Genomic DNA, 24,031 nt, shown 5'->3' with positions numbered 1-24,031 from the left:
CCGGGGCAATGGGGCGAGAGGGCCGCACCGGGAAGCTCGACGTCGCCGTCGGGACACGCCTGACGCCTGACCCGCGGGGTACTGCGGCAGGATGGACCCCATGCCGAACCGACTGGCCCACGAGACGTCCCCCTACCTCCTTCAGCACGCGGACAACCCGGTCGACTGGTGGCCCTGGTCGGCCGAGGCCTTCGAGGAGGCGCGAAAGACGAACAAGCCCGTTCTGCTGAGTGTCGGATATTCGAGTTGTCACTGGTGTCATGTGATGGCCCACGAATCGTTCGAGGACCGGGCCACCGCCGAATTCCTCAACGAGCACTTCGTCAACATCAAAGTCGACCGCGAGGAACGCCCCGACGTGGACGCCGTCTACATGGAGGCCGTGCAGGCCGCCACCGGGCAGGGCGGCTGGCCCATGACCGTGTTTCTCACTCCGGACGCCGAGCCCTTCTACTTCGGTACCTACTTCCCGCCCTCCCCCCGCCAGGGCATGCCCTCCTTCCAGCAGGTCCTGGAGGGTGTCCGGCACGCCTGGACCGACCGGCGGGACGAGGTCGCCGAGGTCGCCGGGAAGATCGTGCGGGATCTCGCCGGGCGGGAGATGTCCTACGGCGACGCGCAGGCACCCGGCGAGGAGCAGCTCGCCGCGGCTCTGCTCGGGCTGACGAGGGAGTACGACGCGCAGCGCGGCGGGTTCGGCGGGGCGCCGAAGTTCCCGCCGTCGATGGTCTTGGAGTTCCTGCTGCGGCACCACGCCCGCACCGGCGCCGAGGGCGCCCTCCAGATGGCCCGGGACACCTGCGAGCGCATGGCCCGCGGCGGGATCCACGACCAGCTCGGCGGCGGCTTCGCCCGCTACTCCGTCGACCGCGACTGGATCGTGCCGCACTTCGAGAAGATGCTGTACGACAACGCCCTGCTGTGCCGCGTCTACGCCCACCTGTGGCGGTCCACCGGCTCCGACCTCGCCCGCCGGGTCGCCCTGGACACCGCCGACTTCATGGTGCGTGAACTGCGCACGAACGAGGGCGGGTTCGCCTCCGCGCTGGACGCCGACAGTGACGACGGGACGGGCAGGCACGTCGAGGGCGCGTACTACGTGTGGACGCCGGAGCAGTTGCGTGAGGTGCTCGGCGAGCAGGACGCCGACCTCGCCGCACAGTACTTCGGTGTCACCGAGGAGGGCACGTTCGAGCACGGGCAGTCCGTGCTGCAACTTCCGCAGCAGGACACCGTTTTCGAAGCCGAGAGGATCGAGTCGATCAGGCAGCGGCTCCTCGACGCACGGGCTCGGCGCCCCGCGCCGGGCCGGGACGACAAGGTCGTCGCTGCGTGGAACGGGCTCGCGATCGCCGCGCTCGCCGAGACCGGTGCCTACTTCGACCGTCCTGACCTGGTCGAGGCCGCTCTGGGGGCCGCCGATCTTCTCGTACGGCTGCATCTGGACGAGCAGGCCCGGCTGTCCCGTACCAGCAAGGACGGTCAGGTCGGGGCCAATGCCGGTGTGCTGGAGGACTACGCCGATGTCGCCGAGGGTTTCCTCGCGCTGGCGTCGGTGACCGGGGAGGGGGTCTGGCTCGACTTCGCCGGGTTCCTGCTCGACCATGTGCTGACGCGGTTCACCGGGTCCGAGGGCGGGCTGTTCGACACGGCCGCCGATGCCGAGCGGCTGATTCGGCGGCCGCAGGATCCGACCGACAACGCGGTGCCCTCCGGGTGGACGGCCGCGGCGGGGGCGCTGTTGTCCTACGCCGCGCAGACCGGGGCCGAGCCCCATCGCGAGGCCGCGGAGAAGGCACTCGGGGTGGTGAAGGCGCTCGGGCCCCGGGTGCCGCGGTTCGTCGGTTGGGGGCTCGCGGTGGCGGAGGCATACCTCGACGGGCCGAAGGAGGTCGCGATCGTGGGGCCCGCGCTGACCGACGAAGCCACAAGGGCCCTGCACCGTACGGCACTTCTGGGGACCGCCCCCGGTGCCGTGGTCGCGGTGGGGACTCCGGACAGCGACGAACTCCCGCTGCTCGCCGACCGGATCCTCGTCGACGGCGAGCCCACCGCTTACGTCTGCCGGCACTTCACCTGTGAGGCGCCTACGACCGACGCGGAGGCGTTGCGGGTGGCGTTGGGAGGTTGACCTCCGCCAGGGCGTTCGCCACGATCGCCTCCAGCTGTTCGTGGTGTGCGCCCTTCCAGTAGGCGCGGCCGCACTCCTGGCACTGGGCGAAGACGTCGTACGACCGTTCCGTCCCGCCCTCCAGCCGGTCCGCCACCTGCTCCTTGGTGGCCGCTCGCAGCAGGCCGTTGCAGGCTGTGCAGCGGGTCCAGGGGCGTAGTTCGGGGCGGAAGCGGTCCAGGATGTCACGGAGTTGGTCTTCGGGGCGGGTGCTGTAGACGAAGGCGCCCGCCCAGAGTTCCCTGCGGTGCAGCAGGCCCCGGTCGCGGCTGAGCATGACGCGTTTCTCGGTCGCGGAGCGGGTGGCGAGGGCCGGGTCGCCGATGTCCGTGGACTCGTACGCCGTGTCCACGCCGAGCAGGCGCAGGCGGCGGGCGAGGGTGCCGAGGTGGACGTCGAGGAGGAAGCGCAGGGGGGCGCCGGGGATCTGCTGGGGGCGGGCGACGGCCCTGATCTCGACGGAGTCGCCCGCGGCGGGGACGTAGGACCTCGGGACCTCGCGGCCGTTCACCCGCAGGGCCCCGACCTCGGTGAGCGGGACGCCGGCCGACTCGACGACGTGGCCGAGGGAGGAGACGCCGTCGGTGGTGAGGGCGGTGGGCCCCCGGCGGCGGCCGCTCGCGACGAACACGGCCAGGCCGGGGGCGAACTCGACGTGGATCTCGGGACCGTTCACCCGGTCAGGATGCCACGGGAGGGGAGAGCGGATTCAGGGCTTCTTCGTCGGCAGGCCCTGGTCCAGGACGTCCAGGGCCTGGTCCACGAGGTCGCGCAGGTCGCCCTCGAAGCCGTTCTCCGCCCAGTACATGGAGACCTCCATGAGGCCGCCGATGAGGGACATCGCGTAGACGCGGACCTGGAGGCTGTCCGCGGCCAGGCCGGAGCGTTCTGCGATGGCCTCGCGGAGCATGCGCCCGGTCTCGGACATGCTCTCGAGCATCCGGGCGCGGACGGCGGGGACCTGGACCCCGAGGTGGGCCCGGACGCGGATCGCCTCGGGGTCCTCCGCCATGGTGCCGTCGAGGGCCAGGCGCATCACGTGCCGCAGCGAGTCGATCCACGGCTCGCCGGCGGGCCGGGCGCGCAGTTCCTCGACCATCAGCGGGTCGTACTCGTCCGTGAGGACGATGTCCTCCTTGGTCGGGAAGTAGCGGAAGACGGTCGACGGTGACACCTCGGCCCGCTCGGCGATCTGCTCGACGGTCGTGGCGTCGTAGCCCTGTTCCTTGATCAGCGCGTAGGTCGCGGTGCGGATCGCCTCGCGGGTCTTGATCTTCTTGCGCTCACGAAGACCCAGTTGGGGGCGGTCGGCGGGGGAGAGGGGGGAGCGTGCGGCCGTCATGGGGTTCATTGTCGGGCATCCGCCTCCTCGGCAGCCAAGTCCGGGGCTGTGGAGGTCTCGGCGGGACGGAGTGTGCCCGGCAGGAAGGCCGCGGCGAGCAGCGCGGCGACGAGGGCCGCGATCCCGCAGACCAGCAGGACGACGCCCATGCCGTGGACGTACGCGCTGTTCGCGGAGGCCAGCAGATCGGTGGAGCCGGTGCGCTGGGCGACCATGTGCGCGGCGACCACGGACTCGCCGGCGGTGTCGGCGGCCGGGGCGGGCAGCCCGGTGACGTCGAGGCGGTCCCGGAAGGTGCCGGCGAGCAGGCTGCCGAGCAGGGCGATGCCGATCGCGCCGCCGACCTGGCGCATGGTCATCAGGAGTCCGGAGCCGCTGCCGGCGCGGTCGCGGGGCAGGGCGCTGAGGCCGCCGTTCATGGCGGGGATGAGGGAGAGGCCGAAGCCGAAGCCGGTGAGGGAGAGCCACAGCGCGACGAATCCGTAGCCGGAGTCCACTGTCGTACGGCTGCCCAGGAGCCCGGCGAAGGCCAGCACCACCAGTCCGGCGCTCACCGAGGCGCGTGCGCCGAAGCGGGCGACGACCTTGGGGGCGAGGCGGGAGGCGACCAGCAGTCCGCCCATCATCGGCAGCAGCCGGACGCCGGTGCCCAGGGCGTCGTGGCCGAGGACGGCCTGGAGGAAGGGCGGCAGCACGAACAGCAGGCCGGAGAGGATGAAGTTGACCAGGGTCGCGGCGACGGTGTTGAAGAGGAAGCCGCGGTGGGTGAGCAGGGTCATGTCGAGCATGGGGCGCGGGACCCGGCGTTCGCGCAGCACCAGCGCGGCGATCAGCAGGACGGACGCCGTGAGCATGCCCAGGACCAGCGGGTCGCCCCAGCCGCGGGTGGGTGCCTCGATGATCGCGTAGACCAGGGCGCCGAGGCCGCTGACGGTGAGGGCGGCGGAGGGGGCGTCGACCCGGGGGGAGGAGGGGTCGCGGGTCTCGGGGAGCAGGAAGACGCAGGCGGCGATGCCGATCGCGGCCATCGGGACGTTGACCAGGAAGACCGAGCCCCACCAGAAGTGGTTCAGCAGCCAGCCGCCGATGATCGGGCCGAGCGGCAGGCCGAGCGCGGAGGTGGCGGAGACGATGCCGACGGCCTTGGTGCGCTCGTCGGGGGCGAAGAGCGTGGGCAGCACCGAGAGCGCGAGCGGGGTGACCAGGGCGCCGCCGACGCCCATCACCGCGCGGGCGGCGATCACCGCGTTGACGTCGCCCGCCAGCGCGCCGACCAGTGATCCGGCGAGGAAGATCGCGAGTCCGGTGATCAGCATCCGGCGCCTTCCGAACCGGTCGCCGAGCAGGCCGGCGGGGAGCATCAGGGCCGCGAAGACGACGACGTACGCGTCCGCCATCCACTGCTGCGCGCCGGTGCCGGCGTCGAGATCGGCGGCCATCGTCGGCAGCGCCACATTGAGGATCGTCAGGTCGAAGCCGAGCGTCAGCATGCTCGCGACGAGGGCGGCCAGGGCCCACCAGCGACGGGGGTCCGGAGTGATAGTTTCCATGAAATGAGAGTAGCTCTCAAAAGCTAGAAACTGTCAATCGATTTCGACATGCAAAAAGGGCCGCGGCTCGGAAGCCGCGGCCCTTGAAGGCGTGGAACGGTCTACGTGTGCTGGTAGGCCACCAGTGAGATGCCGACGTAGTGGACGGCGAAGGCGGCCACGGTGAGGGAGTGGAACACCTCGTGGAAGCCGAACCAGCGCGGTGAGGGGTTCGGCTTCTTGAGGCCGTAGATCACCCCGCCCGCGCTGTAGAGCAGGCCGCCGATGACGACCAGGACCAGGACCGCGACACCGCCGGCGCGCATGAAGTCGGGCAGGAAGAAGACGGCGGCCCAGCCCATCGCGATGTAGCAGGGGGTGTAGAGCCAGCGCGGGGCGCCGACCCAGAAGACCCGGAAGAGGATGCCGGCCACCGCGGCTCCCCAGATGCCCCACAGCAGCCACTGCCCCTTGCTGCCCGGCAGGAGCAGCATGGTCAGCGGGGTGTAGGTGCCCGCGATGATCAGGAAGATGTTGGCGTGATCCAGCCGTCGCAGCACGCCGTCCATGCGGGGGGTCCAGGTGCCCCGGTGGTACAGCGCGCTGACGCCGAACAGCAGGCAGGCGGTCAGGGCGAAGATCCCGCAGGCGATCCGGCCTCTCGTCGAGTCCGCGAGGGCGGTCAGTACCAGCCCCGCGACCAGTGCGGCCGGGAACATGCCGAGGTGCAGCCAGCCGCGCAGCTTCGGCTTGATGGGCTCGGCCAGATGCTGGGCGTGCTGCCTGATCTGGTGCGGCAGGGAGGGGGCGTCGGCGTCGTGGGCGGGCGGCGTCATGACCCGCATCGTACCTACGGGACCGTAAGTTACGCATGGGTAGAGCGTGAGGAACAGTCAAGAGTGGCCATCGTCTCACGGGAGTTGACCAGTAAAGAGACGGTTGGCTAAACGCTAAGTGCACGCAAATAAACGCGCTGTGTGCAATGGAAGCGTGGCGATCCTCACTCCGCTCACCTGTGATGCCCTCTGGACAGATGGGCGCATCGGTCGGATGATCAAATGAGTGCGGTCGACACCGGATGAGCGCCAAGGTCACCACCAAATGGCGCGAAAAGCATCCGGGTCGCAGCCCCCACGGGGCCTCCAAACAAAAAATCCCTCATCTAGGAGCAATCGTGGCGCGCGACATCGCGGCTCCCCCCGTCATCCCCACCCAGCACAAGGAACTGATCTCGTGGGTGAACGAGATCGCCGAACTGACCCAGCCGGACAGCGTGGTCTGGTGTGACGGATCCGAAGCGGAGTACGAGCGCCTGTGCGAGGAGCTCGTGGCGAAGGGCACCTTCAAGAAGCTCGACCCGATCAAGCGCCCCAACTCCTACTACGCGGCCTCCGACCCGACCGACGTCGCGCGTGTCGAGGACCGCACCTTCATCTGCTCGGAGAAAGAGGAGGACGCGGGGCCGACGAACCACTGGAAGGCACCGGGGGAGATGCGGGACATCTTCGCCGGGGAGAAGGGCGTCTTCCGCGGCTCGATGAAGGGCCGGACGATGTACGTCGTCCCCTTCTGCATGGGCCCCCTCGGCTCGGACCTCTCCGCGATCGGCGTCGAGATCACCGACTCCGCCTATGTCGCGGTCTCCATGCGCACGATGACCCGCATGGGACAGCCGGTCCTCGACGAACTCGGCTCCGACGGCTTCTTCGTGAAGGCCGTGCACACCCTCGGCGCCCCCCTCGCGGAGGGCGAGGCGGACGTCCCGTGGCCGTGCAACTCCACCAAGTACATCTCGCACTTCCCGGAGTCCCGCGAGATCTGGTCCTACGGCTCGGGCTACGGCGGCAACGCGCTGCTCGGCAAGAAGTGCTACGCCCTGCGCATCGCCTCGGTGATGGCCCGCGACGAGGGCTGGCTCGCCGAGCACATGCTCATCCTCAAACTCACCCCGCCGCAGGGCGAGTCCAAGTACGTCGCCGCCGCCTTCCCGAGCGCCTGCGGCAAGACCAACCTCGCCATGCTGGAGCCGACGATCTCCGGCTGGACCGTCGAGACGATCGGCGACGACATCGCGTGGATGCGCTTCGGTGAGGACGGCCGCCTCTACGCGATCAACCCCGAGGCCGGCTTCTTCGGCGTCGCGCCCGGCACCGGTGAGCACACCAACGCCAACGCGATGAAGACGCTGTGGGGCAACTCCGTCTTCACCAACGTCGCCCTCACCGACGACAACGACATCTGGTGGGAGGGCATGACGGAGGAGACCCCGGCGCACCTCACGGACTGGAAGGGCAACGACTGGACGCCCTCCTCGGAGACCCCGGCGGCCCACCCCAACGCCCGCTTCACCACCCCCGCCGCCCAGTGCCCGATCATCGCGCCCGAGTGGGAGGACCCCAAGGGCGTACCGATCTCGGCGATCCTCTTCGGCGGGCGGCGCGCGAGCGCGGTCCCGCTGGTGACGGAGTCCTTCGACTGGAACCACGGCGTCTTCCTCGGCGCCAACGTGGCCTCCGAGAAGACCGCCGCCGCCGAGGGCAAGGTCGGCGAGCTGCGCCGTGATCCCTTCGCCATGCTGCCGTTCTGCGGCTACAACATGGGCGACTACATGGGGCACTGGGTCGACGTGGCCAAGGACAAGGACCAGTCGAAGCTGCCGAAGATCTACTACGTCAACTGGTTCCGCAAGAACGACGAGGGCACGTTCGTCTGGCCCGGCTTCGGCGAGAACAGCCGCGTTCTGAAGTGGATCGTGGAGCGGCTGGAGGGCAAGGCCGAGGGCGTCGAGACCCCGATCGGCATCCTGCCGACCAGGGACGCGCTCGACACCAAGGGCCTCGACCTGGCCGAGTCCGACCTGGAGTTCCTGCTCACGGTCGACAAGGAGGTGTGGCGGGACGAGGCATCCCTGATCCCCGAGCACCTCAACACCTTCGGTGACCACACGCCGAAGGAACTGTGGGACGAGTACCACGCGCTGGTGCAGCGCCTGGGCTGAGTCCCCCGAGAACCCCCGCGGCCGGCCCCCGATGGGAGCCCTGACCCGTGATCGTCACGGGCCGGCCGCGGGTGGGCGGCACGGGGGCAGGTCCGCAGGACAGGCCCTGAGTCACGAACCGGCCCCGCACAACGGCGTGCGGGGCGTGCTGCCCACAGGGCGAGACCGCCGGTCACGCACTGACCCCGTTGTGCCCGCCCCGGTCCTCCAGATACCGGGTGTGGGTCTCCTGGCGGCGTGCCTCCATGTCCCGGAGGGCCGCCGCCAGCTGCTGTGCGTCCTGCTTCATGAGGCCCAGCTGCTGTTCCAGGTGGAGTTCGGGGGACTCCGTGCCCGGTGTCATCCGCGTCCACCACCGGGTGCGCACGAAGCTGTCGACGGCCTCGGGCAGGTCGCGCCGGACGATCCGGGACAGCGCGTGCACACCCTCCGGGTCATGGGCCAGCAGTTCCTTGCTCCAGCCCTGGTCGAGCAACGCGGTCAGCAGCTCGGTGAGTTCACGGAGCCGGGCCGCCGCCGTGACCGACAGGTCGATGTCCGTCAGATAGGCGCGGACCTTCTCGAAGTCGCCCCGCACCTCGTCCAGTTGGGCCGAGGGGTCCGGGAGGTCGGGCAGCGCGGGGCGTTCCGGCGGGGCGATCAGCGCGCCCGCGCCGTAGAGACCGGCCACGGCGACGGGCCAGTACGGGCCGGCCACCCCCGCGAAGGTCAGCACCAGACCGACCAGGCCGCACGCGCTTCCCGCGAGGTTCTTGCGGGACTCCAGATATCTACTGATAGCCACGGATCTCCTCGAAGGCGCCGTCCAGCGAGCCCTGCCGGGCGTCGAAGAGGCGGCCGCCGGTCAGGTCGGCGATGTGGGCCAGTTCGGAGCGGTCGGAGTCGCCGAAGAGGATGGGGAAGACCGGGATCCGCCGCCCGGCGGGGGTCAGACCGTCCCGGTAGAAGTCGTCGAAGTCCCCGGCGTCGACGCCCGCCGTGTTCTCTCCGTCCGTCATCAGCACGATCGACGTGAACGTGTCGCGGTCGGCGCCGAGATGGTCGTACGCCTTCTCCAGCGAGGTGTAGATCGCGGTGTCGCCGTCGGCGGAGAGCGCCGAGGTGTCCTCACGGATCGCGTCCAGGCCGGTCTGCGGGTCCGCCGGCTCGACCACATGGGTCCGTACGCTCTTCACCTGCGAGCCGAACGGCATCAGCGTGACCTCCTCGCGTTCCCGGAAGTCGCCGGTGAGGTCGGTGAGGGCCGTCTTGAGGCGGTCCAGTCGGTCGCCCTCCATCGAGCCCGAGGTGTCCAGGACGTACACGGTCCTCGACGGGCGGCGCAGCTCGTTCTCGTAGGAGTCGAGCAGGCCGTCGGCGACGGAACGGGTGCCCGGGAAGGGCAGTTCACGGCGGCGGGTGGTGTCCAGACCGCTTCCCGGAGGGACCGAGGCGACGACCGGGCGGCGGTGGGTGCGCGCGGTGATCTCCCGCTGGATCTTCTCGGTGCGCAGGTCCTCCGTCAGCCGGCGGACGTCCTCGCGGGTCCGTGTGCTCGTGGACTTGAGCGTGGTGAGCGGATAGTCGGCGGTGATCACGCCGTCGCGGGGGCGGATGACGGTCAGGCCGGGGATGCCCTTGAGGACGGACTCGTAGTTGAGCAGGGCGTCGACGTCGCCGCGCCGGTCGTACGCCGCGGCCAGCCAGCCCGAGGAACCCGAGGTCAGCTTCTGGCCCTTGAAGAACTCCTTCAGCCGGGGCGTGGCCTTGCCGACGTCCGCGTCGGTGAGCGCCGACTGGGCGCCGGAGAGGGCGGAGGCCACCGAAACCAGTGTGGAGAAGCCGGAGTTGGAGCGGGCCGGATCGGTCATGCCGTACGTCAGCTTTCCGTCCTGGACGGCCTGCTCGACCTGGGACCAGGTGACGTCGTCCGGCTTCCAGCCGAGCGCCTTCGCCGTCGCCTGCTTCACCCCGATCGCGACCCCGCTCGACATGACGGGCGTCTCGGAGACCACCTTCGCGGCCGCCTCGGGGCGCAGCCGGAGGTAGTCGTTCGACGACAGCCACAGGGCGTCGTACTTTCCGTCGGTCGTGCCCTTGGCCAGCATGTCCACGGCGTCCAGGGTGCCGATGTACGTCGGCCGGACCTTGATGCCGGTGTCCTTCTCGACCCGGGCGAGCACCGGGGCCATGTCGCTCAGCTCGCTGGAGGCGAGGACACGCAGGGTGCCCGGCTCGGCGGGCCCGGGGACGCCGGGCGTCGAGAGGCCGCTGATCCCGTCCTCCTCAGCCGTACAGGCGGTGAGCAGGCCGAGCGCCGCGAGGCAGGCGGCCAGTGCGTGCCGTCTCATCCGAGGCCCCCCTCCAGCGCGCCCTGCGACCGGCTGCGCTCCAGGTACCCGCTGGCGTGCTGGAGTTCGGAGGTCAGTGACTCCACCGTCGCCGCCATCACCTCGGTCGCCTGGACCTTGTACGTGTCGATCGCGTCGAGGGTCCGGTAGATCTGCTGGAAGGCGGAGCGCAGGGTCTCGGCGCCGACCGCCGGGTCGGCGGCGATGCGCTGGATCTCCCCGCTCTGGGTCGCGAGCATCTCGGCGTTGCCCCGGATCAGGTCCTCGGTGGTCCCGCGCAGCGCGTTGACCTGCTCGACGACCTTCTTCTGGTTCTCGAGCGCGGAGGCCAGCATCACGGAGATGCGCAGCGCCGACACGGTGGTCGTGGCCGCCCGGTCGACGCCCTTGATCAGCTCCTCGTTGTTGCGGCGTACGACGTCCATGGCGAGGTAGCCCTGCGCGCAGACGGCGAGCTGGGTGAGCAGGTCCTGGTGCTTCTGCCGGACGGGGAAGAGGACGTCGGCGCGGAGCGAGTCGGCCGCCTCCGGATCTCCTACGGCGGTGATGTGCCGCTCGACGGCCGTGTCCAGGGCCTCGGTCAGCAAGACGTACTCCTGGAGCTTGCCCATGGTCTCCCACAGGCGGACCCGCTCGGTCTGCAACGCGGCGTTGTCACGGCGCAGTTCGTCCTGGCCGCCGCGCAGCGAGCCCACGATCCTGTTCAACGTGCCTTGTGCGGAGGCGTACTTGGCCACGTGATCGCGCAGCCTGTTGCCGCCGGGGAGCCGGGACAGGAACTTGCGGCCCTTGGCGGCGGGCAGATCCCGGGGATCCAGGTCCTCGACCACGCGCCGCAGTTCGACGAGCGAGCCCGCCACCAGGGACTGCGCGTCCCCGCCCTTGTCCGGCAGGCTGCGCACGGTCCGCTCCAGCATCCGGTTGGACTGCGCGGCGGCGCTGCGCATCTCGCCGGCACCGAGCGCGGTGATCTCACCGACCTTGCCGGCGAACTCGGGCGAGCGGGCGTCGAGCGTCGCGAGCCCCTCGACGTACGCGGAGGCCTTCTTGGCCATGTCCGTGCGGACGGAGTCGTCGACGGGGACGAGTCCGCCGGCCTTCTCCCGGGGCACGGGTGCGACGGCCTCGGGAGGCGTCAGGACGAAAGTGTCGCCGTTCATGGATGTCATGTCTGGTGTCCCCCGTTATCCGCGCGCCCGTCGCGCCAGTTCGTGCAGCACCGCGGAGGTGGGCACGGGCGCCTGGCGGACGCCGGTCAGTTCCTGCTTGAGATAGGTGGCGGCCGCGGCGAACTCGGTGGCCTCGCCCTGCGGCCGGAACCCGTGCCGGACCTCCAGCTCGCGCAACCGCCGGTCGGTGGAGAGGAGTCCGGCGAGAGCCTGGCCGTTCTCGGTCAGCGGTACGACCGTGTGGTCGCTGTTGACCGTGGTGTCCGGGTAGAGGACGACCAGGTCGTCGGGGTGCTGCCCGTCCGCGAGGAGGGAGGCGACCTGGGACTCGTAGACCAGGACGAGCGGGTTGCCGGCGCCGCTGACGAAGTCCCGGAACGCCGCGTCCGTGCTGGACTGCTGGGCGCCCTGCACACTGACGAGCTTGTGCAGCAGGGGAGTTGTCCTCTTGACCTCCGCGTCGCTCGCGACGACCTTGCCGCCGTTCGCCACACAGGAGGCGGCGGCGAGGTAGAGGGCGCCGGAGTTGGAGGTCTCCGGGTCGGTGCTGGAGAGGTAGAGGGTGCCGGTGAGCTCCCCGTACTTGTCCGCCCCCTTGAGCTGCTGCCAGGTGCGGTCCTTGCGGGCCGCGTCGAGGTAGGCGGCCATCTTGAGGGTGCCGCGGTGCTCCGCGTCCAGCGTGGCCAGGCCGTTGCCCGCGAGGACCTCGGTGGCGCTCTTGTGCGCCACGACGACGAGGGGCGAGTAGAAGGGGCGGGGGAGGGTCCCCCGTACCTTGTGCTTCGCGGCGAGCTCGGTGGCCGGGGCCTGGCTGGACGGGAAGGCGAAGTCGTACCCGTCGAGGTCGAGGCCCTCCATGGCCCAGGACCCGGAGGTCTCGGCCTTCACGGTGTAGCCCTTGGCGGCGAGGGCCTTCACCACGTCGGGATCGGCGAAGAACTCGGCCTTCTCCGATCCGATCACTCCCTGCACGGTCTTCGTTGCCGTGCCCTTGTCGTCCGCTTCCCGGCCTGCCACGACGGCTGCCACCACGCCGCCGATCAGCAGGACCGCGAGGACGATCCCTGCGATTCGTCTCACACGGGGAGCGTGCTCGCGGAACCCAACATTCCCCGCCGAACAGGATGAACGGAAGGTGTAGCACCGGTCCCGACTCGACACGGGAGCTCATTTCGGGGGCGCGGGCAACGGCGCGACAAGCCGGTAGCACCGGCCCCCAATCGACGCGGCCCAGCGAATGCGCCCCTCAGGGGCGCGGGGAACGGCGCGACCAGCCACAACGAAACCCGCACCCGCAAGCCGACAGCAACCCCTACGGCGAGGCGCCCCCGCTCAGGCGAACGCAGTGCGTGGCACCCGGTCCGCACGTCGCTGCGGGAGCGCGCGGACCGGGGCCGATTCGGGGAGCCGTACGGCTCAGTGGGTGGCGAGGGCGCGGGGCTCCAGTGCCGCCGCGTGGGCATCCATCCGCTCCGCCGCGAGGATCGCCGCCGCCGTGTCCGCCCGGGACGCCGCCACGAGCAGGGCGCGCCCCGCCACGGCGTGGGCGCGGCGGTGGAGGGCATCCCGGTTCGAGGTGGCCGCGGTCAGCGGGACGCGGGCCGGTGCCCCTCCGCCCCGCAGCCGGGCCACCTGCTCGGCGAGCCGCTCGGCCGCGGTGTCCAGGTCGGCGGACGGCGCCACCGCCCGCAGCTCGTCCGTGACGGCGAGCAGCGCCGCGAGATGTCCCGCGAGCTGGATGTCCAGCTCTTCCTCGCGTGAGCGGTGGGGGAAGTCGGAAGGGGCGTCGGCCATCGTGCTGTGGACCGACTTGGTGCGGATCGGTTCGTACATGGGATGGCCTCCTGATGCTGTCAGGAAACCATCCTAGCTTAGATTCTGTCTAAAGTTGGCCGTACCCGTCCAGGAAGTTCGAGATCCGTCCCACCGCGTCCCGCAGGTCCCCGACCGTCGGCAGGGTGACCACCCGGAAGTGGTCGGGCTCGGGCCAGTTGAAACCGGAGCCCTGGACGACCATGATCTTCTCCTGGCGCAGCAGGTCCAGGACCATCCGCCGGTCGTCCTTGATCTTGAAGACCTTGGGGTCGAGCCGCGGGAAGAGATACAGCGCCCCCTTCGGCTTCACACAGCTCACGCCGGGGATCTGGGTCAGCAGCTCGTACGCCACGTCCCGCTGCTCGACGAGCCTCCCGCCCGGCAGCACCAGGTCCTGGATCGACTGCCGCCCGCTGAGCGCGGCGACCACCCCGTGCTGCCCCGGCATGTTGGCGCACAGCCGCATGTTGGCCAGGATGGTCAGGCCCTCGATGTAGGAGTCGGCGTGCGCGCGGGGGCCGGAGATCGACATCCAGCCCACCCGGTAGCCCGCCACCCGGTACGCCTTGGACATGCCGTTGAAGGTGAGGGTCAGCAGGTCGGGGGCGATCGCGGCGGTCGGGGTGTGCGTGGCACCGTCGTAGAGGATCTTGTCGTAGATCTCGTCCGAGCAGACCAGCAGGTTGTGCCGGCGGGCGATGTCGGTCAGGCCCTTGATCATCGCATCCTCGTACACCGCCCCCGTCGGGTTGTTGGGGTTGATGATGACGAGCGCCTTGGTGCGGTCGGTGACCTTCCGCTCCACGTCCGCGAGGTCGGGCATCCAGTCCGCCTGCTCGTCGCAGCGGTAGTGGACGGCCGTACCGCCGGACAGCGACACGGCGGCCGTCCACAGCGGGTAGTCGGGCGCCGGTACGAGGACCTCGTCGCCGTCGTCGAGCAGGCCCTGCATCGCCATCACGATCAGCTCGGAGACGCCGTTGCCGATGAAGACGTGCTCGACGTCGGTCTCGATGCCGATCGTCTGGTTGTGCATGACGACGGCCCGGCGCGCGGCCAGCAGCCCCTTCGCGTCGCCGTATCCATGGGCCGTCGACACGTTCCGGAGGACGTCCTCCAGGATCTCGGGCGGCGCCTCGAAACCGAAGGCGGCGGGGTTGCCCGTGTTCAGCTTGAGGATGCGGTGCCCGGCCGCTTCCAGGCGCATCGCCTCCTCGAGAACCGGGCCCCGGATCTCGTAACAGACGTTGGCGAGCTTGGTCGACTGGATCACCTGCATGTCTGGGAGCTTACGGCCCGGTAACGCTTCGTGGGTCGTGCTTTCCGCCACGTGAGACGCGTCCGTTTGGGCTGTTATCGCCGGTAGCTGTCCCACCTGCCACATAGGTCTCTACAATCCGTCGCCATGTCGAGGCCAGTCGAGTACGAGTCCGGGGCGCCGCACGTGTACCAGCCGCAGCCCGCACCGGCTCCGGCGTACGAGGAGTACACGGATCCGGCGGCGGCGCACGGCTGGCAGAACGTGTACGACGCGACGGCCGAGCTTCCCCGGATCGAGCCCGTGGCCCCGGTGCCCGCAGGCGTGGAGCCGCCCGGCCCTCAGCCCGTCGGCCGGGCCGCCCGGCGGCGCGCCGCGCACAGTACGGGCGCCCGGCGCTCGCGGCGGGTGGTCGTGGCCGTCGGAGCCGTCGGGGTGGTGTCGGTGGCGGCCCTGATCGCGGGGCTGTCCTCCTCGGGCTCCTCCTCGGGACCCGCACAGGACGGCACCCCGTCGGCCTCCGCCGGGACGAGCGACGCCACCGACCCGGCGTCCTCCGCCCGCCCGGCGGTCCCGGGGGCGACGGCCTCCGATGCCGCCGCGTCCGGCGCGGCCGCCTCCGCAGATACGTCCGCGGGCCCGGAGGCGGGCGGGAGTCCGTCGGCGGGCGCCTCCTCCGGCACCCGGCCCACCGCTTCAGGTTCGCCGTCACCGTCGCCCTCGTCGAGCTCCGCCTCCGCCGACGGCCCGGGCAACTCCAACGGCAAAGGACGCGGACAGGGCAGTACCAAAGGCCCCAAGTAACCGTCCAACTGGGTAAGTTGCCCATGCCGACACAGCTTCTTGCCCAATAACCCACCTCTCTTCACAATGTGCATGACAAAATCGCGGGCGGCCGGAAGATTTCCGGCCGCCCAAGTCGCAAGAGGGGACCCCCACATGAGAAAGCCTCTCGTCGCCGCACTCAGCATCCTGGCCTTCGCCGGGATGAGTACGGCACCCGCGGTCGCGGCCGAACCCGCGGCCACGAGCGTGGGCAAGGGCGCCGACACGGACACGGTCACCTCCGTGGTCCACGACGTGGTCACGTCCACCACGGCGAGTCTGTCGCAGCTCACGTCACCGTCGCCCCAGCTGAAGGCCGTGACCCTCGCCGGGACCGTATCGCTCAGCAACTGCTCGGGCTCGGTCATCCGGTTCCCGAACTCCCTGGACACCGACCCGGCGCTGGTCCTCAGCAACGGGCACTGCCTCACCACCGGCTTCCCGGAGCCGGGCGAGGTGCTCACCAACCAGTCCTCCAGCCGGACCTTCGGACTGCTGAACTCCTCCGGCACCCGGGTCGCCACCCTGCGCGCCAGCAAGCTCGCCTACGGCACGATGACCGACACGGACGTGTCGATCTACCAGCTCACCAGCACGTACGCGTCGATCAAGAGCTCGTACGGCATCTCCGCGCTCACCGTGCAGGACACGCACCCGACCGCCGGTACCGCCATCACCGTGGCCTCCGGCTACTGGAAGACGCTCTACAGCTGCAACATCGACGGGTTCGCGTACCGCCTGAAGGAGGGTGACTGGACCTGGAAGGACTCGGTCCGTTACACCTCCGCCTGCCAGACCATCGGCGGCACCTCGGGCTCGCCCGTCATCGACCAGGCCACCGGCAAGGTCGTCGCCGTCAACAACACCGGCAACGAGGACGGCGAGCGCTGCACGGAGAACAACCCGTGCGAGGTCGACGCGAACGGCAACGTCACCGTCCGCGAGGGCATCAACTACGCCCAGGAGATCTACAACATCCCGGCCTGCTTCACGACGGGTAACCAGCTCAACCTGAACGCGAGCGCGTGCACCCTGCCTAAGCCGTAGCGCTGTGCGGGGCGTTCCGTCGCACGGGACTGTGACGGACCGCCCGGCCTGCCAGGACGTCCGTGCGCCGGCCGTCCTCGATCACGAACCGTCCGTCGACCAGGACGTGCGGAATACCGGTCGGCAACCGGCGCGGGTCCTCGAACGTCGACCCCGGCGCCACCGTCTCCGGATCGAACAGGACCAGGTCGGCCCGGTACCCCTCCCTGACGAGGCCGCGGTCCGGCAGGCGCAGCCGGGACGCCGGGCGCGAGGTGAGGTGCGCGACGCACTCCTCCAGGGAGAGGACGCCCAACTCCCTCACGTACGTGCCCAGATACCGCGGGAACGTGCCGTACGCCCGCGGATGCGGCTTGGCGCCCTGCAGGATGCCGTCGGAGCCGCCGGTGTGCACCGGGTGCCGCATGATCGTCCGGACGTTCTCCTCGTGGCCGACGTGCTGGAGGATCGACGGGGCCAGCCGGTCGGCGAGCAGGAGCCGCCGCGCGGTCGTCCACGGGCTCTCGCCCCGTGAGCGGGCCGACTCCGCGACCGTACGGCCGACGAAGTCCGCGAAGTCCGCGCCGCCGACACCCGAGATCTCGACGGTGTCCCACTCGACGGGCACACCGTGGCACCCGTCGGCGCCGATCTCCTCCAGGTGATGCCGGATCCGCTCGGCCGTGTCGTCGTCCGCCAGCCGCTTCAGGACGGCCTCGGGGCCGCCCTCGCTCGCCCAGCTCGGCAGCAGGGCCGCGAGGGTCGTGGAGCCGGGAGTGTAGGGATACGTGTCCAGGCTGATGTCCGCACCCGATGCCAGCGCCTCGTCCAGGAGGGCGAGCAGCTCCGGCGCCCGGCCCTTGTTCACGCCGAAGTTCATGGTGGCGTGGGCGAGATGGAGGGAACAGCCGGCCTCCCGGGTCAGGGCGACCATCTCCTCGTACGCCTCCAGCGCGCCCGCCCCGTACGAGCGGTGGTGCGGGCAGTAGTAGCCGCCGTACTCGGCCACCACCCGGCACAGCTCGGTCAGTTCGGCGTCCTTGGCGTACATACCCGGGGTGTAGGTCAGGCCCGACGACATGCCGACCGCGCCCTGTTCCATGCCTTCCGCGACCAGCCGGCGCATACGGTCCAGCTCCCGCGGAGTCGCCTCGCGGTCCTCCCAGCCGACGACGAGCGCGCGGAGCGTGCCCTGGGGGATCAGATAGGCCGCGTTGACGGCGATCCCGCGGTCGAGGCGGTCCAGGTACTCGCCCACCGACCGCCAGTCGACGTCGATGTCGTCGCCGTAGCCGTTCCACCCGGTGATGGCGCGACGGACGTCCTCCAGGGTGCGGTCGTCGACCGGCGCGTACGACAGCCCGTCCTGGCCCAGCACCTCGAGCGTGACCCCCTGCGCGGCCTTGGCGCTGTGGTCGGGGTCGCGCAACAGGGCCAGGTCGCTGTGGGCGTGCATGTCGATGAAGCCGGGGGACAGGACGAGGCCTTCGGCGTCCAGCTCCCTTCTCGCCGTCGGGCGTTGACAGCCCGCGTCGGCCGCCTCCTTGACGATCGAGACGATCCGGCCGCCGTCGACCACGACGTCGGCGCGGTACGAGGGGGCGCCGCTGCCGTCGACGACGTCGGCGTCCCGGATGACGAGCTCTTCCATCGCCGGACTCTTTTCGTGTCTCAGAAGAACGTGTCTCAGAAGAACGTGCGGATGTATTCCACAACGGTGCCGTCGGCCTGTGCCACGGGGATGAGTTGCCACTTGTCGAAGGACGTGCACGGGTGGGAGAGGCCGAGGCCCAGCCAGTCACCGACCTCCAGGTCGACCCCGGGAGCCGTGCGCAGCCAGGCGTGCTGGTCGGAGAGGCCGGTCACCTCGATGCCGGTGGCCGGGCGCTCGGTGTCACCCCGGCGGACGACCTGGGGGAAGGGCAGGTCGAGGTCGTAGGCCGCGTCGCGCTTGCCCGCGTTGGTGAAGGCCTGCTCGGGGGAGGGGCGGGAGACGACCTGCGTCCACAGGCGGAACGCCGGCTCCAGGGCGCCCTCCTCGGGGATCCGGTTGAAGGGGGTCACCTTGCGGTAATGGCCGTCGTCGTGCGAGACGTAGGCGCCGGAGCGGAGCAACTTCAGGACGGGTCGGGAGAGTTCGGGGATCTCGGCGAAGACGTCGGCGACCGCGTCGAACCAGGCGCTGCCGCCGGCGCTGATCACGATCTCGTCCGGCGCCGCCGCGGTGAACCGTCCCGCCTTGTCGAAGTCGGCGGCCAGGGCGACGAGCCGGCGCAGCCAGGTGTGGACGCGCTCCGGGTCGGCGTCGGGGACCTCGCCCTCGTATCCGGCGACGCCGACGAGCCGTAGCGTCCCGGTGGCCGCGACCGCGTCGGCGACCGCCGCGCACTCCGCCTCCGTACGGACACCGGTGCGGGCCCCCTCACCGGCGGCGAGTTCGACGACGACGTCCAGGGGGCGGGCGGCGCCTTGGAGGGCCGCGTCCATCAGCTTCACTCCGCGCACCGAGTCGACGTAGCAGATGAAGCGGAAGTCCTCGTCGCCCGCGAGTTCCCCGGCGATCCACTTCAGCGCCGCCGGGTCCACGAGTTCGTTGGCGAGGAAGATCCGCTCGATGCCGAATTCGCGGGCGACGCGTACCTGATGGGGGACGGCGAGGGTGATGCCCCAGGCGCCGTGCTCGATCTGGCGGCGGAAGAGCTGGGGGGCCATGGTCGTCTTGCCGTGCGGGGCGAAGGCGAGGCCGTGGCGGGCGGCGTACGTCTCCATGAGCGCGAGGTTGTGCTCCAGGCGCTCGGCGGAGAGGGCCAGCACGGGGGTCGTGAAGCCGTCGGTGAAGAGGTTGCGGCGCTGGGCGGTCAACTCGGCGACGGACAGGCCGTCCGCGTCAGGCGGGAGGCCCTTGAAACGGTGGTCGACGCGGTCCTCTGCGAGGCGGGCGAGGGACACGGGGCCTCCCTGATCAGGTGAGTTGCAATGCCTGCAACGACCATTGCGTATATCGCTTACTGCTGTCTAACATCCAGGCCAACACGGGGTCAATGGAGCCGCCGTGACCCTCCGCCATCGACGAGGAGCTACGACCATCGTGAATGCCCCCGACGTCGTGGACGTCGTCGCGCTCGGCGAGTCCATGGTCACGTTCCTGCCCACGCGGGCGGGCCGGCTCGCCGACGTGCCGTCCTTCGACCGGGCGATCGGTGGGGCGGAGTCGAACGTGGCGTGCGGGTTGGCTGCCGCCGGTCACGCCGTTCGGTGGGTCAGCCGGGTCGGGTCGGACGGGTTCGGGGATCACCTGGTCGAGACGGTCGGGGGATACGGGGTCGACGTCTCCGCCGTGGGGCGGGACTCCTCGCGTCCGACGGGGGTGTACTTCCGTACGGCGGGGGACCGGGCGACGGACGCGCACGAGGTCGCGTACTACCGGGCGGGGTCGGCCGCGTCGGCGATGTCGGTGGAGAACGTGGACCTGGCGTCGGTGCGGGCGGCTCGGGTGCTGCATCTGTCGGGGATCACGGCGGCGCTGTCGGAGGGGTGTCTGGCGCTGCTGCGCGCGCTGATGGCGCCGGGTGAGGACCGGCCGCTGGTGTCCTTCGACGTCAACCACCGGGCCGGCCTGTGGCGTGACGCCGAAGGCCCGCGGGTGCTGCTGGAGTTGGCCCGGGGGGCCGACATCGTGTTCGTGGGGGAGGACGAGGCGGAGGAGGCGTGGGGGATCTCGGGCGGCCCGTCGGCGATCCGGACCGCGCTGCCCGAGCCGAGGGTGTTGGTGGTCAAGCAGGGGGGAGTGGGGGCCACGGCATTCGTGTCGGGTGCGGGCCGGTGGGGGCTGGTCGCGCCCCGCGGCGGAGCCGCACATCGACACAGCCCCGCGCCCCTCAAGTCGGACACCGGCCCGCAGATACAAGCCGCTGCCCCCTCTCCCGCCCCAAAGACAGGCGGCACTCCGCAGGCGGGGGTGAGCGATACCGGCCCTCGGCTGCAGGGTGTCGGCCCTTCGCCCCGTCCCACGCCGCCTGAGGCGGGTTGTGCCGCTCGGGGCGGCTCCGGCTCTGCGGAGGACGGCTCTTCGCAGGCGAGGACGAGCGACCCCGACCCGCGGCGGCAAGGTGTCGGCCCCGCACCGCGTCCCACGCCGCCTGAGGCGGGTTGTGCCGCTCGGGGCGGCTCCGGCTCTGCGGAGGACGGCTCTTCGCAGGCGAGGACGAGCGACCCCGACCCGCGGCGGCAAGGTGTCGGCCCCGCACCGCGTCCCACGCAGCCTGCGGGCGGTCGTGCCGCGCAGGGGGCCTCCGCGTCTGTGGAGGACGGCACTTCGCGGGCGGGGGCGGGAGATACCGACCCACGGCCGCAGGGTGTCGGCCCCGCGCCCCGTCCCACGCCGCCTGGTGGCGGCTCCGGCTCCGCCGAGAACGGCACCCCTTCGGCGTGGCCGGGCGGCACCCACACCCGGTCGGTCCCGGAGCCGGGGACCTTCGTCCCTGCCCTGCGCGTGGACGTCGTGGCGACCACGGGTGCCGGTGATGCCTTCGCTGCCGGGTTTCTCTCCGCCACTCTCCGCGGCCTTCCTCTGAAGACCCGCCTGCGGCACGGCCACCTCTACGCCGCCGCCGCCCTCACCACCCCCGGCGACCTCGCGACACCCCCCACCCGTGACACCACCGACCGTCTGGCCGCCGTCGCGGACGACGCGTGGGGGACACTTCGACTCGGCCCCGGCTGGACGCAAGCCGGTACGGCCCCGGAGGAGGTACGCACCCCATGAGTCAGACCGTCGACCGAGCACTCAGCATCCTGCCGCTGCTCGCCGAGGGCCCCGCCGACCTCGGTCAGGTCGCCGACCGCCTCGGCGTCCACAAGTCCACCGCGCTGCGACTCCTGCGCACCCTCCACGAACACGGCATGGTCTACCGCCAGTCCGACCAGCGCTACCGCCTCGGCGCCCGCCTCATCGCCCTCGCCCAGGAGGCCATGGAGAACCTCGACATCCGCGAGATCGCCCACCCCCACCTCGTACGGCTGAACGAGCTGTGCGGGCACACCGTCCACCTCGCCGTGTACGAGGAGGCCGAGGTGCTGTACATCGACAAGGTCGAGAGCCGCTACCCCGTGCGGATGTACTCGCGGATCGGCAAGCCCGTCGCCATCACCGTCGCGGCCGTGGCGAAACTGCTGCTCGCCGATCTCCCCGAAGCCGAGCTCCGCGCCCTCGCGGACAAGCTCGACTACCCCCTGTACACGGCCCGTTCGACACCCAACGCCCCCGCTTTCCTCAAGGAGCTGGAGCGCGTGCGCGAACAGGGCTGGGCCACCGACCTCGGTGGCCACGAGGAGTCCATCAACTGCGTCGCCGCCCCCATTCGCGGCGCTGACGGCAAGGTCGTCGCCGCGATGTCGGTCTCCGCGCCGAACGTCGTCGTCACCGCCGAGGAACTCCTCAACCTGCTCCCGCAGGTCCGCCGTACGGCCGACGCCATCAGCGGCGAGTACTCCGGCAGAACACCACCAAAGGACCCCAAGGACACCGTATGACGGACAAGATCGCGCTCACCCCCAGGACCCACACCACCCCGCCCGCGAAGTTCTCCCACGGGGTGAAGAAGGGCAACATCCTCCAGGTCGCCGGACAGGTCGGCTTCCTCCCGGCCGAGGAGGGCAAACCGCCCACGCCCGCCGGGCCCACGCTGCGCGAGCAGACCCTCCAGACCCTCGCCAACGTCAAGGCGATCCTGGAGGAGGGCGGCGCCTCCTGGGACGACGCGATGATGATCCGCGTCTATCTGACGAACGTGGACCATTTCGCCGAGATGAACTCGATCTACAACACCTATTTCGAGGAGCAGGGCCTCACCGCCCCGCCCGCTGCGCGGACCACCGTCTACGTCGGCCTCCCCGCCGGGCTCCTCATCGAGATCGACGCGCTCGCCGTCCTCGGCTGAGACGCAGCCGACTCCCCCCACTCCCGCACGCCGTGACCGGTGCGGCCCGTGACCGGGCCGTACCGCGATGCCCCCTGCCCGAAAGCTCCATGCACTTACGCAGAGGACCCCCATGTCCCAACCGCTCGCCGCGACCACCGAGACACCCCCGCACACCGGTGGTCTGCTCCTCCTCATCGACGGCACGGCCGGTCTCCTCACGGTCGCCGCCATCGGTATCGCCCTGCTCCTCTTCCTGATCATCAAGGCGAGACTCCAGCCCTTCGTCGCCCTGCTCGCCGTCTCCATAGCCGTCGGCCTGCTCGCGGGTCTCTCGGTCACCGAACTCTTCGGCACGGTCCAGCGGTCGGACGCCGTGTCCACCATCGAGTCCGGGATGGGCGGCATCCTCGGCCATGTCGCGATCATCATCGGCCTGGGCACGATGCTCGGGGCCATTCTCGAAGTCAGCGGCGGCGCGGAGGTGTTGGCGTCCCGGCTGCTGAACCTCTTCGGCGAGAAGCGCGCCCCGCTCGCCATGGGCCTCACCGGTCTGATCTTCGGCATCCCGGTCTTCTTCGACGTCGGCATCTTCGTGCTCGCGCCGATCGTGTACGCGGCGGCGAAGCGCAGCGGCAAGTCGATCCTGCTCTACTGTCTGCCGCTGCTGGCCGGCCTCTCGATGACCCACGCGTTCCTGCCCCCGCACCCGGGCCCGGTCGCGGCCGCCGGTCTGCTCAACGTGGAGCTCGGCTGGGTGATCCTCATGGGCATCGTCTGCGGTATCCCCGCGGTGCTCGCCGCGTGGGCCTACTCGGCGTGGGTCGGCCGCCGCATCTTCGTCGCCGTACCGCAGGACATGGTGGAGGCGGCCGCGGAGGCGAAGCAGGCGGTGATCGAGGAGCAGCGGTCGCAGGGTGTCGTGCCGCGCGAGGACCCCGTACCGCTCGGCACGGTCCTCGGCATCATCGGTACGCCCCTGATCCTGATCCTCGCCGCCACCTTCTCCTCGATCGCGCTCGACCCGTCCACCGGCCGTTCGGTGATCGAGTTCTTCGGCAGCCCCTTCGTGGCGCTGACGATCGCCCTGGTCCTCGCGTACTACCTGCTCGGCATCCGCCGCGGCTGGTCCCGCAAGTCCCTGGAGACGGTGTCGACGGCGTCCCTCAAGCCGGTCGGCAACATCCTGCTCGTCGTCGGCGCGGGCGGTGTCTTCGGCGCGGTCCTCAAGGCCAGCGGGGTCGCCCAGGCGCTCTCCGACACCTTCAACGACGTCGGTCTGCCCGTGCTCGTGCTCTCCTACCTGATCTCGGTGGTCCTGCGCGTCGCCCAGGGCTCGGCGACGGTCGCCATCGTCACCACGGCCGGCATCGTCGCGCCGCTGCTGTCGGAGGGCGACCACTCCCAGGCCTTCGTCGCGCTCGTCATCATGGCCATCTCGGCCGGCTCCATCTTCGCCTCGCACGTAAACGACGGTGGCTTCTGGATGGTCGCCAAGTACTTCGGCATCAGCGAGCGGGACACGCTCAGGACGTGGACCGTGCTGGAGACGGTGCTGTCGGTGGCGGGATTTGTGGTGGCGGCGGTCCTGAGTGTGTTCGTTTGACTTGCTCCTCGGGCTGAAGCCCGGGGAGTCTGGTCGTCCTCAAGC

The 24,031-nt window shown here is 70.6% G+C and carries 19 protein-coding genes and 2 pseudogenes; 9 read left to right on the top strand and 12 right to left on the bottom strand.

Features of this window, described 5'->3' with window-relative positions; all coding sequences use genetic code 11:
* Nucleotides 1-100 precede the first annotated feature (100 nt).
* Complete coding sequence (locus AQJ46_RS06545) at nt 101-2,131, top strand: thioredoxin domain-containing protein (protein ID WP_059204689.1); 2,031 nt, start codon at nt 101-103, stop codon at nt 2,129-2,131.
* Here the strand turns inward: AQJ46_RS06545 and AQJ46_RS06540 are convergent.
* From AQJ46_RS06540 to trhA, 4 genes are all read right to left on the bottom strand, one after another.
* Entirely contained in the window at nt 2,088-2,846 is a 759-nt protein-coding gene (locus AQJ46_RS06540; RefSeq protein ID WP_059204688.1) for a Mut7-C RNAse domain-containing protein, read from the bottom strand. The two genes, AQJ46_RS06545 and AQJ46_RS06540, sit on opposite strands and share 44 nt — an antisense overlap.
* A 33-nt stretch (nt 2,847-2,879) precedes the next feature.
* Nucleotides 2,880-3,512 carry a TetR/AcrR family transcriptional regulator gene (locus AQJ46_RS06535; protein WP_059204687.1) on the bottom strand — a complete coding sequence of 211 codons (633 nt, stop codon included), beginning with the start codon at nt 3,510-3,512 and terminating at the stop codon, nt 2,880-2,882.
* 5 nt (nt 3,513-3,517) lie between these two features.
* Nucleotides 3,518-5,062, bottom strand: coding sequence for an MFS transporter (locus AQJ46_RS06530; RefSeq protein ID WP_059204686.1), 1,545 nt, complete (start codon nt 5,060-5,062; stop codon nt 3,518-3,520).
* Nucleotides 5,063-5,163: 101 nt separating this feature from the next.
* Entirely contained in the window at nt 5,164-5,877 is a 714-nt protein-coding gene (gene trhA, locus AQJ46_RS06525; protein ID WP_059204685.1) for a PAQR family membrane homeostasis protein TrhA, read from the bottom strand.
* A gap of 338 nt (nt 5,878-6,215) precedes the next feature.
* Between trhA and AQJ46_RS06520 the strand changes: the two genes are divergently transcribed.
* Nucleotides 6,216-8,039 (top strand): phosphoenolpyruvate carboxykinase (GTP), encoded by a 1,824-nt coding sequence (locus AQJ46_RS06520; protein ID WP_057609925.1) that lies wholly within the window; start codon nt 6,216-6,218, stop codon nt 8,037-8,039.
* Nucleotides 8,040-8,211: 172 nt separating this feature from the next.
* On the opposite strand, the gene AQJ46_RS06515 is transcribed toward AQJ46_RS06520, so the two are convergent.
* The 6 genes from AQJ46_RS06515 to AQJ46_RS06490 all read right to left on the bottom strand — a co-directional run bounded on the left by AQJ46_RS06515 (nt 8,212) and on the right by AQJ46_RS06490 (nt 14,632).
* The gene (locus AQJ46_RS06515) at nt 8,212-8,823 is read right to left on the bottom strand and encodes a hypothetical protein (protein WP_059204684.1); all 612 of its coding nucleotides are present in this window, start codon (nt 8,821-8,823) and stop codon (nt 8,212-8,214) included.
* Nucleotides 8,810-10,369, bottom strand: coding sequence for a substrate-binding and vWA domain-containing protein (locus AQJ46_RS06510; RefSeq protein WP_059204683.1), 1,560 nt, complete (start codon nt 10,367-10,369; stop codon nt 8,810-8,812). Before AQJ46_RS06510 ends, AQJ46_RS06515 begins: the two co-directional genes overlap by 14 nt.
* Nucleotides 10,366-11,538 carry a toxic anion resistance protein gene (locus tag AQJ46_RS06505; protein WP_059204682.1) on the bottom strand — a complete coding sequence of 391 codons (1,173 nt, stop codon included), beginning with the start codon at nt 11,536-11,538 and terminating at the stop codon, nt 10,366-10,368. The genes AQJ46_RS06510 and AQJ46_RS06505 overlap by 4 nt, the downstream gene beginning before the upstream one ends.
* Before the next feature lie 15 nt (nt 11,539-11,553).
* Complete coding sequence (locus tag AQJ46_RS06500; protein ID WP_059204681.1) at nt 11,554-12,618, bottom strand: substrate-binding domain-containing protein; 1,065 nt, start codon at nt 12,616-12,618, stop codon at nt 11,554-11,556.
* Nucleotides 12,619-12,954: 336 nt separating this feature from the next.
* Nucleotides 12,955-13,371 carry an SCO4983 family protein gene (locus AQJ46_RS06495; protein ID WP_059204680.1) on the bottom strand — a complete coding sequence of 139 codons (417 nt, stop codon included), beginning with the start codon at nt 13,369-13,371 and terminating at the stop codon, nt 12,955-12,957.
* A gap of 49 nt (nt 13,372-13,420) precedes the next feature.
* Complete coding sequence (locus tag AQJ46_RS06490; RefSeq protein WP_059204679.1) at nt 13,421-14,632, bottom strand: pyridoxal phosphate-dependent aminotransferase; 1,212 nt, start codon at nt 14,630-14,632, stop codon at nt 13,421-13,423.
* A gap of 126 nt (nt 14,633-14,758) precedes the next feature.
* Between AQJ46_RS06490 and AQJ46_RS06485 the strand changes: the two genes are divergently transcribed.
* Nucleotides 14,759-15,415 (top strand): hypothetical protein, encoded by a 657-nt coding sequence (locus AQJ46_RS06485; RefSeq protein WP_059204678.1) that lies wholly within the window; start codon nt 14,759-14,761, stop codon nt 15,413-15,415.
* A gap of 135 nt (nt 15,416-15,550) precedes the next feature.
* Entirely contained in the window at nt 15,551-16,483 is a 933-nt protein-coding gene (locus AQJ46_RS06480; protein WP_059204677.1) for a S1 family peptidase, read from the top strand.
* On the opposite strand, the gene AQJ46_RS06475 is transcribed toward AQJ46_RS06480, so the two are convergent.
* Together AQJ46_RS06475 and AQJ46_RS06470 are read right to left on the bottom strand one after the other, a co-directional pair.
* Complete coding sequence (locus tag AQJ46_RS06475) at nt 16,473-18,113, bottom strand: N-acyl-D-amino-acid deacylase family protein (RefSeq protein ID WP_059204676.1); 1,641 nt, start codon at nt 18,111-18,113, stop codon at nt 16,473-16,475. The genes AQJ46_RS06480 and AQJ46_RS06475 overlap by 11 nt on opposite strands.
* 35 nt (nt 18,114-18,148) lie before the next feature.
* Entirely contained in the window at nt 18,149-19,411 is a 1,263-nt protein-coding gene (locus AQJ46_RS06470) for an amino acid deaminase (RefSeq protein ID WP_059204675.1), read from the bottom strand.
* Between the two features lie 184 nt (nt 19,412-19,595).
* On the opposite strand from AQJ46_RS06470, the pseudogene AQJ46_RS06465 reads away from it, so the two are divergent.
* The 5 genes and pseudogenes from AQJ46_RS06465 to AQJ46_RS06445 form a co-directional block, all read left to right on the top strand.
* A pseudogene (locus AQJ46_RS06465) lies at nt 19,596-20,268 on the top strand (sugar kinase); the annotation flags it as partial.
* 665 nt (nt 20,269-20,933) lie between these two features.
* Nucleotides 20,934-21,227, top strand: a pseudogene (locus tag AQJ46_RS54070) (PfkB family carbohydrate kinase); the annotation flags it as partial.
* Nucleotides 21,224-21,994, top strand: coding sequence for an IclR family transcriptional regulator (locus tag AQJ46_RS06455; RefSeq protein WP_059204674.1), 771 nt, complete (start codon nt 21,224-21,226; stop codon nt 21,992-21,994). The pseudogene AQJ46_RS54070 and the gene AQJ46_RS06455, both read left to right, overlap by 4 nt.
* Nucleotides 21,991-22,401, top strand: coding sequence for a RidA family protein (locus AQJ46_RS06450; protein ID WP_059204673.1), 411 nt, complete (start codon nt 21,991-21,993; stop codon nt 22,399-22,401). The genes AQJ46_RS06455 and AQJ46_RS06450 overlap by 4 nt, the downstream gene beginning before the upstream one ends.
* A gap of 112 nt (nt 22,402-22,513) precedes the next feature.
* Entirely contained in the window at nt 22,514-23,986 is a 1,473-nt protein-coding gene (locus AQJ46_RS06445) for a GntP family permease (protein WP_057609939.1), read from the top strand.
* Nucleotides 23,987-24,031 lie beyond the last annotated feature (45 nt).

The organism is Streptomyces canus (genome assembly GCF_001514145.1).
GTDB lineage: Bacteria > Actinomycetota > Actinomycetes > Streptomycetales > Streptomycetaceae > Streptomyces > Streptomyces canus.
The sequence above is the reverse complement of the archived record's forward strand: the minus strand, read 5'-3'. Positions and strand labels throughout refer to the sequence as shown.